Source organism: Rhizobium sp. LC145 (genome assembly GCF_001005825.1).
Taxonomy (GTDB): domain Bacteria; phylum Pseudomonadota; class Alphaproteobacteria; order Rhizobiales; family Rhizobiaceae; genus Neorhizobium.
The window spans coordinates 203,045-217,177 of sequence record NZ_LBHV01000007.1 but is presented as its reverse complement, the minus strand read 5'-3'; the positions used below and the strand labels follow the sequence as shown (position 1 = coordinate 217,177).

At 62.4% G+C, this 14,133-nt stretch carries 16 protein-coding genes; 7 read left to right on the top strand and 9 right to left on the bottom strand.

Annotated features, from left to right (window positions below; all coding sequences use genetic code 11):
• The first annotated feature begins 63 nt into the window (after window positions 1-63).
• From YH62_RS29575 to YH62_RS19125, 3 genes are all read left to right on the top strand, one after another.
• Window positions 64-846: a capsular polysaccharide biosynthesis protein gene (locus YH62_RS29575; protein ID WP_170986354.1), complete on the top strand. Its 783-nt coding sequence runs from the start codon at window positions 64-66 to the stop codon at window positions 844-846.
• Window positions 847-910: 64 nt separating this feature from the next.
• Window positions 911-1,237 (top strand): hypothetical protein, encoded by a 327-nt coding sequence (locus YH62_RS19130; protein ID WP_046795851.1) that lies wholly within the window; start codon window positions 911-913, stop codon window positions 1,235-1,237.
• Window positions 1,238-1,431: 194 nt separating this feature from the next.
• The gene (locus YH62_RS19125; protein ID WP_052760460.1) at window positions 1,432-1,746 is read left to right on the top strand and encodes a hypothetical protein; all 315 of its coding nucleotides are present in this window, start codon (window positions 1,432-1,434) and stop codon (window positions 1,744-1,746) included.
• Window positions 1,747-1,779: 33 nt separating this feature from the next.
• Here the strand turns inward: YH62_RS19125 and YH62_RS19120 are convergent, their stop codons facing one another.
• The 8 genes from YH62_RS19120 to YH62_RS19085 form a co-directional block, all read right to left on the bottom strand.
• Window positions 1,780-2,250 (bottom strand): NUDIX domain-containing protein, encoded by a 471-nt coding sequence (locus tag YH62_RS19120; RefSeq protein ID WP_046795850.1) that lies wholly within the window; start codon window positions 2,248-2,250, stop codon window positions 1,780-1,782.
• Between the two features lie 85 nt (window positions 2,251-2,335).
• A complete protein-coding gene (locus YH62_RS19115; RefSeq protein WP_046795849.1) occupies window positions 2,336-2,893 on the bottom strand; it encodes an AAA family ATPase in 558 nt (185 codons plus the stop codon).
• A 110-nt stretch (window positions 2,894-3,003) separates the two neighbouring features.
• Complete coding sequence (modC, locus tag YH62_RS19110) at window positions 3,004-4,074, bottom strand: molybdenum ABC transporter ATP-binding protein (protein ID WP_046795848.1); 1,071 nt, start codon at window positions 4,072-4,074, stop codon at window positions 3,004-3,006.
• Window positions 4,071-4,772: a molybdate ABC transporter permease subunit gene (gene modB / locus YH62_RS19105; protein WP_046795847.1), complete on the bottom strand. Its 702-nt coding sequence runs from the start codon at window positions 4,770-4,772 to the stop codon at window positions 4,071-4,073. Before modB ends, modC begins: the two co-directional genes overlap by 4 nt.
• 193 nt (window positions 4,773-4,965) lie before the next feature.
• Entirely contained in the window at window positions 4,966-5,754 is a 789-nt protein-coding gene (gene modA / locus YH62_RS19100) for a molybdate ABC transporter substrate-binding protein (protein WP_046795846.1), read from the bottom strand.
• 365 nt (window positions 5,755-6,119) lie between these two features.
• Window positions 6,120-7,625 carry a sulfate adenylyltransferase subunit CysN gene (gene cysN / locus YH62_RS19095; protein ID WP_046795845.1) on the bottom strand — a complete coding sequence of 502 codons (1,506 nt, stop codon included), beginning with the start codon at window positions 7,623-7,625 and terminating at the stop codon, window positions 6,120-6,122.
• A gap of 1 nt (window position 7,626) precedes the next feature.
• On the bottom strand, window positions 7,627-8,583 hold the full coding sequence (gene cysD, locus YH62_RS19090) for a sulfate adenylyltransferase subunit CysD (RefSeq protein WP_046795844.1): 957 nt from the start codon (window positions 8,581-8,583) through the stop codon (window positions 7,627-7,629).
• Between the two features lie 36 nt (window positions 8,584-8,619).
• A complete protein-coding gene (locus tag YH62_RS19085; RefSeq protein ID WP_046795843.1) occupies window positions 8,620-9,390 on the bottom strand; it encodes a phosphoadenylyl-sulfate reductase in 771 nt (256 codons plus the stop codon).
• Window positions 9,391-9,844: 454 nt separating this feature from the next.
• Between YH62_RS19085 and YH62_RS19080 the strand changes: the two genes are divergently transcribed.
• Window positions 9,845-10,303 carry an Rrf2 family transcriptional regulator gene (locus YH62_RS19080; protein WP_046795842.1) on the top strand — a complete coding sequence of 153 codons (459 nt, stop codon included), beginning with the start codon at window positions 9,845-9,847 and terminating at the stop codon, window positions 10,301-10,303.
• 56 nt (window positions 10,304-10,359) lie between these two features.
• On the opposite strand, the gene YH62_RS19075 is transcribed toward YH62_RS19080, so the two are convergent.
• The gene (locus tag YH62_RS19075; protein WP_046796060.1) at window positions 10,360-11,016 is read right to left on the bottom strand and encodes a class I SAM-dependent methyltransferase; all 657 of its coding nucleotides are present in this window, start codon (window positions 11,014-11,016) and stop codon (window positions 10,360-10,362) included.
• 320 nt (window positions 11,017-11,336) lie between these two features.
• Here YH62_RS19075 and YH62_RS19070 point away from each other — a divergent pair, with 320 nt between their 5' ends.
• The 3 genes from YH62_RS19070 to cysW are packed head-to-tail and all read left to right on the top strand — an operon-like array spanning window position 11,337 to window position 14,119.
• Window positions 11,337-12,362: a sulfate ABC transporter substrate-binding protein gene (locus YH62_RS19070; protein WP_046795841.1), complete on the top strand. Its 1,026-nt coding sequence runs from the start codon at window positions 11,337-11,339 to the stop codon at window positions 12,360-12,362.
• 13 nt (window positions 12,363-12,375) lie between these two features.
• Window positions 12,376-13,239 (top strand): sulfate ABC transporter permease subunit CysT, encoded by an 864-nt coding sequence (cysT, locus tag YH62_RS19065; protein ID WP_046795840.1) that lies wholly within the window; start codon window positions 12,376-12,378, stop codon window positions 13,237-13,239.
• A complete protein-coding gene (cysW, locus tag YH62_RS19060; protein WP_156176978.1) occupies window positions 13,232-14,119 on the top strand; it encodes a sulfate ABC transporter permease subunit CysW in 888 nt (295 codons plus the stop codon). The genes cysT and cysW overlap by 8 nt, the downstream gene beginning before the upstream one ends.
• Window positions 14,120-14,133 lie beyond the last annotated feature (14 nt).

The following is a 14,133-nucleotide window of genomic DNA, read 5'->3' as shown; positions in this document are numbered from 1 at the left end:
GCCTTGTCCGTTCTTGTGCCGGCGGCTTTCCAATAGCGCAGGAACCTTAGCAGCCGCGCCAGAATCCTCATAGGCGTCCGACGCGTTGCCCTTCGGCTTTTCGATAGATCACGTCGTCCTCAAGAGCTTCGCGACGAGGAGGACGCATCCATACGCTTCGGTTGTGATAGGCCGATCACCAACAACGACTTGGTTCGGCTTGCAGCTGCCGAGAATCCAGATGCGTCGATTTTCTATAAGCCACATCCTGATGTGTTAAATCGGATGCGGCGACAGGTGTCCGACCCAGCCGAAGTCTCGCACCTTTGCACGGTCCTCACGCGACAGGTCTCGCTTCCGGATGCACTCGACAACGCCGACCACGTTTACACGATAACGTCCTTGGCCGGATTTGAGGCGCTCATGCGCGGGAAGACCGTAACAGTTCTTGGCGGTCCATTTTATGCTGGGTGGGGTCTCACGGATGATCGGCAGCCCCTGCCGAGAAGAGGGCGAGCGCTGAGGTTGGAAGAAGTCTTTGCAGCTGCCTACATACTTTACCCAAGCTATTTCCAGATCGACGGCAGGGCCAGCTCATTTGAGCAGACCTTGGAGCGAGCATCGGCGCGCAAAGATACCATCTCTCGATCAACGGATGCTTCCCGTATTCGATGGAGGCCGTTTGGTGCATATGGTCTTCTTGGATGGCGCCATCTGCTAACGCCCGTGGTTGCAAGGGTCATTGCGAAGGTGGGGAATGATCGGCATTCAGCACAATTTCGGAGCAACCCGGCTGGGTTCTTTCGCGAGTTGGAAGAGCCCGAGTATCGGCTTATTGGGCGGCTGCTTTATCCTTGGGAAGCTTGACTTCCTCCAAGCGTAACCAGCGGATAATCCGCGACCCCTCCGATCAGAAGCCTGGATAGTCGTGATGCAGATTGATTGGAGCTACATCCAGAGTCACTGGGACTGGGCCGGTCATATGGTCGAGGCTCTGGTAATGGCGTCAGTTGTGGCCGTTCTCGTTCGCGTGCTTTTCACTTGGCGATTTTCGATAATTGTTGGTCTCGCCTTTGCCATCGGGCACTTCCACGGTCGAGAGAAACGCGATTTTGAGGTCAGCGTCAAAATGAAACCTCCCCATCTTGACGGCTATCTGATGTGGAATTGGAATTGGGACCAAGCTACGGACTTCTGGCCTGCTGCTATTATGTGCTTGGTCTTGATCATCTTGATACTTCGGTGGAAGAGCCCCTGAGAATGCGGGAATGTATCCGTTGGCGACATCTCTCAGCCGTAGGGCTACTTCTGTTTCTCCTTTACGCAATAACTCGGGCGCGAGTCCGCAGTTCCCCTCCATTTTCTGAATGAAACCTTCAGCCGGCGTTCATCGTTGCCGACCTAGCATGCGCCCGTTCGCGATCGGGAGAATCGCACCGAAAGGAGTTCGTCATGAAGAAAATTTTGATCAGCGCGCTCGCTCTTGTCATGGTGTCGGCTGTTCCGACCCTTGCCCAGACATATCGCAGCGAAGCGCGCGAGAACCGTCAGGAATATCGTGTCTATCGTGGGATGGCGCGTGGCGAACTGACGCCCCAGGAGCTTCGAGGCCTCCGCCGCCAACAGGATGAGATCGATCGCTATCAGCGTCATGCGGCCCGCGACGGCTACATTTCCCCACGCGAGCGCCAGAAGATCGAGCGCATGCAGGACCGGGCATCCCGCTACATCCGTAACAAAACCCATAACGACCGCTATCTGGATTGATTGCGGTTCCTGACCGGGTGCAGATGTGCCCGGTCAGGTTTGGCCAAGGTGCTCCGCAAGGTCCGCAAGCATTGGCTTCTGGCCTTTCAATATCTTGGCCTGCGCCTCCGAAAGAGAAAACCAGCCGGCCCGGTCCACCTCGGGAAATTCTCTGAACTGCCCCGATCGCGGCGGCCATTCCATCGTGAACATGTTGCTGGCGATCGTTTCGGGGTCGATGTCGATATCGGCCTCGACGGCCCAGGCGAGCACCCGCTTGCCGCCCGGCTGGCGGTATTCGCCGAGCCATTCGAATGTGCCCTCGATTGTAGCGCCGACCTCTTCCATCACCTCACGCCTTGCGGCGGTCAGCTCGTCTTCTCCCTCGTCGATAAGCCCCTTGGGGATGGACCACGCGCCTTCGTCCTTGCGCGCCCAGAAAGGGCCGCCCGGATGCACGAGGAACACCTGGCGCTCCCCGCCTTTCAGCCGGTGGATCAGCAATCCTGCGCTACGCTGCGGCATGGGAAGACTTCCGACAGAGGCGGTGAGGCCGGGCGAACTTACCCCGTTTGCTGGTCGCCCGTCCATCTGCCGGGTGCTGCGGCGTCTAATCCCGTTCCTGGCCGATATTCAGCCAGCCTGTTTTCTGAAGAATGATCCCGGCAAGTTCCGCGGGCGCCTTGCCGTCCGTGGGCAGAATGATCGCGCCTTCGCCATCCTCGTTCGCCATGCGTCTCGCCTGCCGAAGCGAGCGCTGCGCCTGCTCCTCCGCGCCGGACCCGATCTCGCGCTGCGCAAGACGCGCCAGCAGCGTGGGCTCGGTAGCCAGCATGCGCACCACGGTAATCTGCGCCTCGGGAATGGCGGCAAGTATCCACCGCCTGTCGAAATCCAGATGCATCATGACGCCGGACATGATCAGGCGGGTGTGCCCCAGGGGCCGGTATGTTGACCAGATCGCCGCGAGGTTGATGCTGCTGACGTCGATCGTGCCTGGCCGGATTTCTTCGAGCTCTTCTGCGCTGGGGCGCGGAAACACCCTGTCGAGTTCATCCGTTTCTATAACGGCATGAGCAACTTCGGCCGCAGCAAGTTGCGCGCTCATTTCCCAGCTGAGCGTGGATTTGCCGACTCCGGCCGGTCCGGTAATCAGCAATAGCTGCATGCTGCCCTCGACTTCGACCCGATCCGAAAATATTTCGATAGCAGGGCTTAGCCGGCAAGTCCAACGGTCGAGTTCCGCTCAGGATGACGGTCGGTCATCGGGAGAAAGGTTCAGCGCTCGAGCGCGACGGTCTTGATGACGGCGAAGACCGGGATGCCGGGCAGAAGCCCGAGCTTTTCCCCGGAAAGCGCGGTGATGCGCGAGAGTACGATATCGCCACCGCAATCCACGCCAAGCCGGATCGTGCCTTCGCCGTCCGGCTCCATCGTGGCGATCCGCCCTTCGAGGATGTTGAGGGCACTCAGACCCTCCGGCCGCGCGGTGGCGATCATCACGTCGCGCTCGGGAATGTGGAGCCGCACCCGGCTTCCCGCTGCCACATGCGCGTCCGGCACCACGAGGGCAGCTTGCGAAAGCCGGATCGTCGCCAGCCGATAGCGCTCGTCCACCCGCTCCACGATTCCGGAAAGCACGCTTCCGGCCTCGCGCCGGTCGGCCGCCGAAAGCGAGGGACCGGAAAGCACCTGCGTAGGCGTGCCGATCGCCTTCACCCTGCCGTCCTCCAACATCACCACCCGATCGGCGAGCCGCGCCACCTCCGGCACGGAATGGCTGACATAGACGATCGGGATGTTCATCTCGTCGCGCAGCCGTTCGAGATAGGGCAGGATTTCCGCCTTGCGCTCGTCGTCGAGTGCCGCGAGCGGCTCGTCCATCAAAAGCAGGCGAGGGGAGGAAAGCAGCGCCCGGCCGATCGCGACGCGCTGCTTCTCGCCGCCGGAAAGCTTTCCCGGCCGCCGGTCGAGCAGGGAGCCGATGCCGAGCAGATCGACGACATGGCCGAAGCTTTCCGCATGGGTGTTTTTCGGCGCGAACCAGCGCCCGTAATTGAGGTTCTGCCGCACGCTCAGGTGCGGAAAGAGCCGGGCCTCCTGGAAGACATAGCCGAACCGCCGGCGGTGCTTGGGCACGAAAATCCGCGCTTGCGTATCCGCCAATATGTCGCCATCGAGCAGGACGCGCCCCTCGTCCGGCCGTGAAAGCCCGGCGATGATCCTGACGAGCGAGGTCTTGCCGGAGCCGGAACGCCCGAAAAGTGCGGTGACGCCGCGCTCCGAGGTGAAGCCCGCATCGAGCGTGAATTCGCCGAGCCGCTGTTTTGCCTCCACCGTCAGCGTCATTCGAGATGCACCCTGCGGCCGATGATATGGGCGAGGAATTCCGAGGCGAGAAGCGCTGCGAAGGAAATGACGATCGCCACGATCGTCAGCCGCATGGCGCCGGCATCGCCGCCCGGCACCTGGGTGAAGGTATAGATCGCCGAGGAAAGCGTCTGCGTTTCGCCCGGAATATTGGAGACGAAGGTGATCGTCGCGCCGAATTCGCCCATGGCCTTGGCGAAGGAGAGGATCATGCCGGCGATGATGCCGGGCAGGACGAGCGGCAGGGTGACGGTGAGGAAGACGAAGACGGGGCCTGCCCCGAGCGTGCCGGCCGCCTCTTCCAGCTTGCGGTCCACCGCCTCGATGGAAAGGCGGATCGAGCGCACCATCAGCGGAAAGGCCATCACCGCGCAGGCAAGTGCGGCCCCCGTCCAGCGGAAGGAGAAGCTGATGCCGAAATGCTCATAGAGGAAGGCGCCGATCGCGCCGCGCCGCCCGAAGAGGATGAGCAGCAGGAAACCGGTGACCACCGGCGGCAGGATGAGCGGCAGGTGCACCACGCCGTTCAGGAGCGATTTGCCCCAGAACCTTCCGCGCGCGAGCAGATAGGCGACGAGAATGCCGAAGGGGAGGCTCGCGATCATCGCGACGCTGGAAACCTTGAGGCTCAGCCGTATCGCCGTCCATTCCTCTTCGCTTAGTGTCAGCCAGTCCAAAGAAAGCTCCGAATGATGCGCCGGGGCGCGGCGGCCGTTGTGGGGTACTCACCTCCCCTTGAGGGGGGAGGTCGCCGCGAAGCGGCGGGTGGGGGTGAAACTCTTACAATTCCATCGAGCTGCGGATAATGTCACCCCACCCCGGAGCTCCGCTCCGACCCTCCCCCTCAAGGGGAGGGTGAACTCCATCACCCTACTTCAACACCGTAAATCCTTCCTTCTCGAAGAAGGGCGCGGCCTTGTCCGATTTCAGATAGTCGAGATAGGCGGCCGCATCCGGGGCCTTCGATTCCGTGAGGACGGCGATCGGATAGATGATCGGCGGATGCGTATTCTCGGGGAAGGTGCCGACGATGGCCACACCGGGATCGGCGGCCGCGTCCGTCTGGTAGACGATGCCGTAGGGCACTTCCCCGCGCGAAACGAGCGCAAGGGCTGCGCGCACGCTCTCGGCGCCGGCGACCTTGCCTTCAACGGCGGACCATGCGCCGAGTTTTTCGAGCGCGGCCTTGCCGTATTTGCCGGCGGGCACGGAATCCGGCGCGCCCATGGCGAGCTTGCCGTCGCCGAGGAGAGCGGAAAGGTCGAAGCCCTGGCCGATCTCGACGGGCTGTGCGCCTTCCCGCGGGGCCACCAGCACGATGCGGTTGCCGAGCAGTTTGGTTTGCGTGTCGGTTTTCACGAGATTCTTGTCGGCGAGATATTTCATCCAGTCGAGGTCGGCGGAGATGAAGATGTCGGCGGGCGCTCCCGATTCGATCTGTTTGGCGAGCGCCGAGCTTGCCGCGTAGGAAACCACCGTTTCCTTGGAGGTTTCGGCCGTCCAGGCGGCATTGCAGGCGTCGAGCGCGTTCTTCATGCTGGCGGCGGCAAAGACGGTGACCTTTTCCTGGGCTTGGGTCGGCGTGCTGAGCGATGCGGTCAGAAAGCCCGCCGTGATGGCCAAGGCGAGCCTGAGACTAAAGCGGCGACTAAAAAACATTGTCCTCTCCTCGATTTATCGAAATATCCATTTGGATATATCGAGGAGGGAGGAAAAGCCAGTGATATATTTCATGGGATATAACGCTGACTTAGTCGTGAATATAATTGGCGGCTCCGGCGGAGGCGCAAGCTTGTTTGACGATCTCTCTGCATACACGATGTCATCCTCGGCCTTGTGCCGAGGATCTGCTCGCCTCTCGCCAAGCCGCCAATGATGCTCAAGTAATTTCAATACAGCGGACGCGGTCAGATGCTCGGGACAGGCCTGAGCATGACGAAAGAGAAGTTAGTGCCGTTTACCAACAATCTTGCGGCTCCTCCCAGGGGAGGAGCCGTGTCCGGCATGGTGATGAGGGTGGTGGCCTAGATATCGCTGGCGGCGTTGGAAAAGATTTCCGCCGCCTGGCTTGCCGTCATGCGCTTGATCTCGGTCTCGTCACGGCGCTTGGCGAAGAGCTCGCTTGACATGATCAGCTCGGCGAGGTCCGCCGGCAGCGACATTAGCACCCGCTGGCCGTCGCGGTGGATGCCCCCGAGTTCGCCGCGCTTGGCGGTGATCATGCCGCCCGCCACCGTATTGTTGGTGTCGGGGTCGATCAGGATGAAGGCGCCGGTGGCGCGGTTCTGCTCATAGGTGTCGAAGACCGCCTGTTCCTCGAAGGAGAGCCGCACCTTGCCGATCGCGTTCATCGAAAGCGTCGAAGCGTGCGGCTGCCATTTGCCGGTGGAAAGTTCCAGCTGCGAGACGGGTTCTACGGAGACGCGCTGGCGGCGCGACCCGCTCTTCAGCCAGTAGCGCTTGCCGGGCTCGATGCCGCCGGGCTGCAGCGAAACGAGCTGCGCCTCGAAATGAAAGCCCGTCATCGGCTGGCCGTCAAGCGAGACGATCACGTCGCCGCGCGAAACATCCACCTGCCGGTCGAGAACGAGCGTGATCGCATCACCCGCGACGGCGGCATTGCGCACCAGATCGAAGGTCACGATCTGCTTGACGTTCGCAACCGTTCCGGAGGGCAGGATCATGACGCTGTCGCCGGGCTTCACCGAGCCGCCGGCCACGGTTCCCTGATAGCCGCGGAAGCTTTCGCCCGGACGCGAGACGCGCTGCACCGGCAGGCGGAAGCCGCCGGCCTGGGCGGAGCGCACGGTCGCAAGCTCCAGCGTCTCGATCAGCGTCGGACCTTCGTACCAGGGCATGGTCGCCCCGGCGGAATAGACGACGCTCTCGCCCTTCAATGCCGACATCGGGATCGCGGTGATCTGGCGAACCCCGAGCGACAGGGCGAACTCGCGGAAATCGTGGGAGATCTTTTCGAAGATCGCCTTGTCGTAGTTCACGAGGTCGATCTTGTTGACCGCCAGCACGAACTGGCGGATGCCCATCAGCGCCGCGATCGTCGCGTGCCGGCGCGTTTGTTCGAGCAGACCGGCGCGTGCATCGGCGAGCAGCACGGCCAGATCGGCGGTCGAGGCGCCGGTGGCCATGTTGCGGGTATATTGCTCGTGGCCGGGCGTATCGGCGACGATGAAGGAGCGCCGGTCGGTCGAGAAGTAGCGATAGGCGACATCGATGGTGATGCCCTGTTCGCGCTCGGCCTGCAGGCCGTCGAGCAGCAGGGCGAAATCCGGCAGGCCGAGATCGTTCTGCTGGCCGGAATCCCTGTGCAGCGTGGCCGCCTGATCTTCCTTCACCGCCTTGGTATCCCACAGCAGCCGGCCGATGAGGGTGGATTTGCCGTCGTCCACGCTGCCGCAGGTGATGAGGCGCAGCGGCCGCGTGTCGCGCCCGGCCTTGACGGGCTCGGCGAAGGGCAGGATGGTGGCGCCAGAGGATGTGCCAGCGGATGCGGAGGTTGCGGTTGCCGTCATCTCAGAAATATCCTTCGCGTTTCTTCTTCTCCATCGAGCCGGACTGGTCGCGGTCGATCGCGCGGCCCTGACGTTCGGAGACGGTGGCGATTTCAAGCTCGGCGATTACCTCTTCGAGATTGGAAGCGGTCGAGCGGATCGCGCCGGTCAGCGGGAAGCAGCCGAGCGTGCGGAAGCGGATCATGCCGTGCTGGATGGTCTCGCCCGGTTGCAGCTCCAGGCGAGGGTCCTCGGCGAGGATCATCATTCCATCGCGCTCCACATAGGGGCGCTCGGCGGCGAAATAGAGCGGCACGATCGGGATGTCCTCGGCCTGGATATAGCGCCAGATATCGACCTCGGTCCAGTTGGAGAGCGGGAAGGCGCGAACGCTCTCGCCCTTGCGGATCATGCCGTTATAGACGTTCCAGAGTTCCGGGCGCTGGTTGCGCGGGTCCCATTTGTGGTCCGGCGTGCGGAAGGAATAGATGCGTTCCTTGGCGCGGGAGGCCTCCTCGTCGCGCCGCGCGCCGCCGAAGGCCGCGTCGTATTGCCCGGCGTCGAGCGCCTGGCGCAGCGCCTCGGTCTTCATGATGTCGGTATAGAATGCCGATCCATGGGTGAAGGGCGTGATACCCTCCGCCTTGCCGCGCGGATTGGTGTGCGCCACGAGGTCGAGGTCGTATTTCTGCGCGATCTCGTCGCGGAACTCGATCATCTCGCGGAACTTCCACGTCGTATCCACGTGGAGAAGCGGGAAGGGCACGCGGCCGGGATAGAAGGCCTTGCGGGCAAGGTGCAGGAGCACCGATGAATCCTTCCCGATGGAATAGAGCATCACCGGCCGTTCGAATTCGGCCGCGACTTCCCGGAAGATGTGGATGGCTTCGTTTTCGAGGGCTTTCAGATGCGGATCGAGAGGCGGTTTGGAAACGGGCGGGTTCTTGATTTCCGTCTCCTGTACTGACGACAGGGGCATTTCGGTCTCCGGGCAGTCTATAACAAACACAAAGGGTTATCGGGTGATCGAGCCGGCATGCGGAATGGCGCTTGCCTCGGCCTCATGCACATGCAGGCCGCACTCGCGCTTCTCGTCGTTCTCCCACCACCAGCGGCCGGCGCGTTCCGGCTCGCCGGGTTTGATGGCGCGGGTACAGGGTTCGCAGCCGATCGAGGGATAGCCGCGCGCGTGCAGCGGATTGACGGGGATCGCCTCGCTCGCCACATGGGCGCGGATCATCTCGATGTCCCAGTCCGCGAGCGGATTGATCTTGATGAGGTTGCGCTCTGCGTCATACTCGGCAAACGGCGTCGAGGCTCGGTTGCCGGACTGGCCGCGGCGAAGTCCGGTGATCCACACCTCCGCGCCTGAAAGCGCTTTTGCGAGCGGCTTCAGCTTGCGCACGTGACAGCAGGCATGGCGCGCTTCGACGCTGTCGTAGAAGCCGTTCATGCCGTATTGCGCAACATAGGCGTCCACATCGTCCTGTTCGGGCGTGAAGCAGCGGATCGTGATGTCGTAGCGTTCCTCCGTCTCGCCGATCAGGTCGACGGTCTCCTTGAACAGGCGGCCGGTTTCCAGCGTCGAGACTTCGATCGGCAGGCGATGCGTCCCGATCGCGGCGGTGATCACCTGGTCCTCGATACCGAGCGAGGTGGTGAAGACCGCGTTGCCGAGTTCGGCGGCAAGCGCCAGCCGGCCGGCCAGGTCGAGCTTTTCGAGTTTGGCGTCGAGCGACGTTGCCAGGACCGGTCCGTCCTGGCGTGCTGCATCGTGAAGCGTCATGGGTCTCGTTCCGTGAGCGATGTCTTGATTATCCGGTTCCGCGCCGCGAAAGACAGAAAAACCCGTTTCATGTCATGGAGATGAGGAGCAAATATCTCTCCAAAGCCGCGACCTGGCAGAAAAGCTGCCGCTTCGCGTGAAAATGCTCGATTTTCAGGTTCCGGAGGCCCGCATCCGTTTGTAATTTTCTGCAATTTGCGGTAAGTCCGGATCATGTCCGCTGGAGACGCCGATTTCGGCGGACCGGCACCCCCCGCAAGCCCTTACAGCCTGCCCGAGGATGCTCGCACGAATTTCCGCAATCGCCATGATTTCGGAAAGATTTGTGCGTTAGGATGATGTTGTTCGCCCTGGCGCGCCTCTTCGGCGCCGCCGGACGCGACGGGAAAACGAGAAGTTGCACGTCGCCGGGGGCGTCCATCCTGCGGCGGCGTGATGGTCCAATGGTTGCGTGATGATATCCCAGAAAGCGAAATACGCGCTGAGAGCGCTCGCCGCTCTTGCGCAGGCAGATCCGGACGAGCCTATGCTGATCTCCCAGATCGCGGTTCAGCAGAGCATCCCGAAAAAATTCCTCGAACAGATACTGCTCGACCTCAAGCGCTCGGGCATCGTTGCCAGCCGGCGCGGCAAGCAGGGCGGCTATCTTCTCTTGAAGCCCGCCGATCGCATCACCTTCGGCGAGGTCCTGCGCCTGGTCGACGGCCCGATCGCGCCGTTGCCTTGTCTCAGCCAGACCGCCTATCGCCGGTGCGAGGATTGCGACGGTGAGCATCTGTGTGAAATCCGCCATGTGTTCGCCCGCGTCGCGGATGCCACGCGCGAGGTGCTGTTCAAGACCACGATCGCCGATGCCATCGAGGGCACGTCGGGCGAGACGCAGGCGCCCGCCCGTGAGCTCCTGACGGCGTGATACACGACATTCCGTTCGGCCCCGGAGGGGCTAGACAGAGTGTCGTCGTCGCCGCATCAGGCCAGTGCAGCCTGCCGCTGCTTCAGCCGCATCACCTTGAAGAAGCCATTTGGAAATACCGGGCGGATTTCCAGCACCTCGAAATCGCCGCGCCGTTCCGCCCAGCCCGCAATCCGCGCAATGCGGAAGGATGAACTCCAGCCGACCCGGTGGACGAGCGGCGCGACCATCTCCTCGATCGCGCCCTGCACGCCGCGCCCGTGGCCGAGCTTGCTGGCGATGATGATCTCGCCGCCCGGCCGCAGCACGCGGGCGCATTCGTCGAGCGTTCGCTCGGGCTCGGGAATGAGCGTGATGACGAAGGGCAGGCAGACGGCGTCGAAGGAATGATCCGGGAAATCGAGCCGATGCGCGTTCATCACACGCAGCGCCTGGACATGGGCCAGCCCGTCGCGGGAGACCTTCTCCCGCGCCTTGGCGATCATGTCTTCGGAAAGATCGATGCCGGTGACGCGGCTTTGTTTGGAATAGTGCGGCAGCACGAGACCGGTGCCGACGCCCACTTCGAGGATATCTTGTCCCGCCGCCGATGCGAGCGTGGCAACCGTCCGGTGTGCGTCGCGGAGAAAGCGCCGGTAGACGCGGTCATAGATCGGGGCCCATCGCTTGTAGACCTCTCGCTGGTGTTCGGCGGTGTTGCGGATGCTGGCCAAGATCGTCCTCCATCGTATCTGCAGCAACTTGCATATGGTATTATCGATTTCCTCCTGCAACCGTTTCATGACTACGGTTTCCGCTGTCGTAATGATGAGGCAGGGCGATTTTGCCTGTCGGATCGTCAATTGTGGCGGGATTGTGTTTTCGCCGGGACGGGTTATCCCGACGCTGTCATTCTGCCGGGCTGTCCGCCGCCGACCGTTTCATTGCTGCACGGACCCGCCGAAGGGAAACAGTTTTGCCTTCTCTCGCTGGCGAATTGACCAACTCGACTAACCCGATAGTCTTTAGGCAGTAACCAATGGAGGGAACCGCCATGTTCAAATTCATGAACGGATTGGGCGCGATCGCACTCGGCCTGTCGCTGACGGTCGGGATTTTCACACCGGCCTATGCCCAGTCACAGCTCCTCAACGTCTCCTATGATCCGACCCGAGAGCTCTACAAGGAGTTCAACGCGGCCTTCGCCGCGCATTGGAAGGCGGAGACAGGCGAGGACGTCACCGTCCAGCAGTCCCACGGCGGCTCCGGCAAGCAGGCTCGCTCCGTCATCGACGGCCTGGAAGCCGATGTCGTGACGCTGGCGCTGGAAAGCGATATCAACGCCATCGCGGAGAACGGCGGCAAGATCAATGCCGACTGGCGCTCTCGCCTGCCGAATAATTCCTCGCCCTATACGTCCACAATCGTCTTCCTCGTCCGCAAGGGCAACCCGAAGGGGATCCATAACTGGGGCGACCTGGTGAAGGACGACGTGCAGATCGTCACGCCGAACCCGAAGACCTCGGGAGGCGCCCGCTGGAACTATCTCGCCGCCTGGGCCTGGGCGAACGAGGAGTACAAGGGCGATCAGGACAAGATCAAGGCCTATATCACCGAGCTCTTCAAGCGCGCTCCGGTGCTCGACAGCGGCGCCCGCGGCTCGACCGTCACCTTCGCCCAGCGCCAGATCGGCGACGTGCTGCTCGCCTGGGAAAACGAGGCCTATCTCGCCGGCGAGGAATTCGGCAAGGATGCGTTCGATATCGTCGTGCCGCCGATCTCCATCCTCGCGGAGCCGCCGGTCGCGGTCGTGGATGCCAATGTGGACGCCAAGGGTACCCGCAAGGTCGCCGAGGCCTATCTCCAGTATCTCTATTCGGACGAGGGCCAGAATATCGCGGCCAAGCACTTCTATCGCCCGTCCAAGCCGGAAGTGGTCGATGGTGAGCTCCTGAAGGCTCTGCCGAACGTCAAGCTCGTCACCATCGACGATCCGATCTTCGGCGGTTGGAAGAAGGCGCAGCCCGAGCATTTCGGCGATGGCGGCATTTTCGACCAGATCTACAAGCCCGCTAACTGATAGAGATGTCCATATGACCGATACCGCTGCCGCCCATCCGGTGCGGTGGCGATTGAAACGGCCGAGCATCATCCCGGGTTTCGGGGTGACGCTCGGCTTTTCGCTCGCCTACCTGTCGCTGATCATTCTCATTCCCATCGCCGGCCTGCTTTGGCGCACCGCCGGGCTCGGCTGGGAAGGCTTTCTCGCGGTCCTGGCCGACCGCCGCACGCAGGATGCACTTTATATATCCTTCGGAACGGCCTTCGTGGCGGCGCTCGTCAATGTCGTCTTCGGCGTCATCGTGGCCTGGGTCCTCACCCGCTATGATTTTCCCGGCCGCCGGCTGATCGATGCCATGGTCGACCTGCCCTTCGCGCTGCCGACGGCGGTGGCCGGCATAGCGCTCGCCGCCCTCTATGCGCCGAACGGCTGGATCGGCTCGCTCTTCATGCCCTTCGGCCTGAGGATCGCCTTCACGCCGCTCGGGATCGTCGTGGCCCTCATCTTCATCGGCCTGCCCTTCGTGGTGCGCACCGTCCAGCCGGTGATGGAAGAGATCGACCGGGAAGTGGAAGAGGCGGCTGCCACGCTTGGCGCCAACCGTTTCCAGACCGTCTTCAAGGTCATCCTGCCGGGGCTCACCCCGGCGATCCTGACCGGTTTCGCGCTCGCCTTCGCCCGTGGGGTCGGGGAATACGGCTCGGTGATCTTCATCGCCGGCAATATCCCTTACGTTTCGGAGATCGCGCCGCTCCTCATCGTCATCCGGCTGGAGGAGTTCAACTATGCCGGCGCGACCGCCGTCGCCACGATCATGCTGCTGATCTCATTCGCGATGCTCTTCTTCATCAATCTGGTTCAGGCCTGGAGCCGCAGGAGGTATGGTCATGGTTGAAGACGTCCGCTCCGCCGAAGCCTATCTCGGCAAGCCATCCGCGTTTCGCAGCCCCGCCGACGAGCGCCCGCTCGCCAAGCTGGCGCTGATCCTGGTCGGGTTGCTGTTCCTCGCCTTCTTTCTCTTCCTGCCGCTGGTCGCGGTCTTCGTGGAAGCCTTCCGCAACGGCTGGGAGGAATATGTTGCGGCGCTGGTCGAGCCGGACGCCGTTTCGGCGATCCGCCTGACGCTGCTCGTTGCGGCGATCGCCGTGCCGCTCAACCTCGTCTTCGGCCTTGCCGCCTCCTGGGCGATCGCCAAGTTCGAGTTCAAGGGCAAGTCCTTCCTCATCACGCTGATCGACCTGCCGTTCTCGGTCTCGCCGGTCATTTCCGGCCTCGTCTATGTGCTGCTGTTCGGCTCCCAGAGCGTGCTCGGTCCCTGGCTGAAGAGCCACGGCATCGAGATCCTGTTCGCCGTGCCGGGCATCGTGCTCGCCACCGTCTTCGTCACTTTCCCCTTCGTGGCGCGCGAGCTCATTCCGCTCATGGAGGATCAGGGCACCGGAGACGAGGAGGCGGCGCTCTCGCTCGGCGCTTCCGGCTGGCAGACCTTCCGGTACGTGACGCTGCCGAACATCAAGTGGGGCCTGCTTTACGGCGTGCTGCTCTGCAACGCCCGCGCCATGGGCGAATTCGGCGCCGTATCGGTCGTCTCCGGCCATATCCGCGGCCTCACCAACACCATGCCGCTGCATGTGGAGATACTCTATAATGAGTACAGCTTCGTTGCGGCTTTCGCGGTGGCCTCGCTGCTTGCGCTGCTTGCGCTGGTCACCCTCGCTCTCAAAACTCTTCTCGAACTTCGGTTCGGTGCCGGCAATGCCGGCGGCAGGCATTGAAAGGTGTAAGTCTC

Coding starts and splice junctions, on each gene's coding strand:
- cysN (WP_046795845.1), bottom strand. CDS start 7,625: ATGACGGCAACCGCAACCTCCGCATCCGCTGGCACATCCTCTGGCGCC.
- modC (WP_046795848.1), bottom strand. CDS start 4,074: ATGACGCTGACGGTGGAGGCAAAACAGCGGCTCGGCGAATTCACGCTC.
- YH62_RS19070 (WP_046795841.1), top strand. CDS start 11,337: ATGTTCAAATTCATGAACGGATTGGGCGCGATCGCACTCGGCCTGTCG.
- YH62_RS19080 (WP_046795842.1), top strand. CDS start 9,845: ATGATATCCCAGAAAGCGAAATACGCGCTGAGAGCGCTCGCCGCTCTT.
- YH62_RS19120 (WP_046795850.1), bottom strand. CDS start 2,250: ATGCCGCAGCGTAGCGCAGGATTGCTGATCCACCGGCTGAAAGGCGGG.
- cysT (WP_046795840.1), top strand. CDS start 12,376: ATGACCGATACCGCTGCCGCCCATCCGGTGCGGTGGCGATTGAAACGG.
- YH62_RS19130 (WP_046795851.1), top strand. CDS start 911: ATGCAGATTGATTGGAGCTACATCCAGAGTCACTGGGACTGGGCCGGT.
- modA (WP_046795846.1), bottom strand. CDS start 5,754: ATGTTTTTTAGTCGCCGCTTTAGTCTCAGGCTCGCCTTGGCCATCACG.
- cysW (WP_156176978.1), top strand. CDS start 13,232: ATGGTTGAAGACGTCCGCTCCGCCGAAGCCTATCTCGGCAAGCCATCC.
- YH62_RS19085 (WP_046795843.1), bottom strand. CDS start 9,390: ATGACGCTTCACGATGCAGCACGCCAGGACGGACCGGTCCTGGCAACG.
- cysD (WP_046795844.1), bottom strand. CDS start 8,583: ATGCCCCTGTCGTCAGTACAGGAGACGGAAATCAAGAACCCGCCCGTT.
- YH62_RS19125 (WP_052760460.1), top strand. CDS start 1,432: ATGAAGAAAATTTTGATCAGCGCGCTCGCTCTTGTCATGGTGTCGGCT.
- YH62_RS19115 (WP_046795849.1), bottom strand. CDS start 2,893: ATGCAGCTATTGCTGATTACCGGACCGGCCGGAGTCGGCAAATCCACG.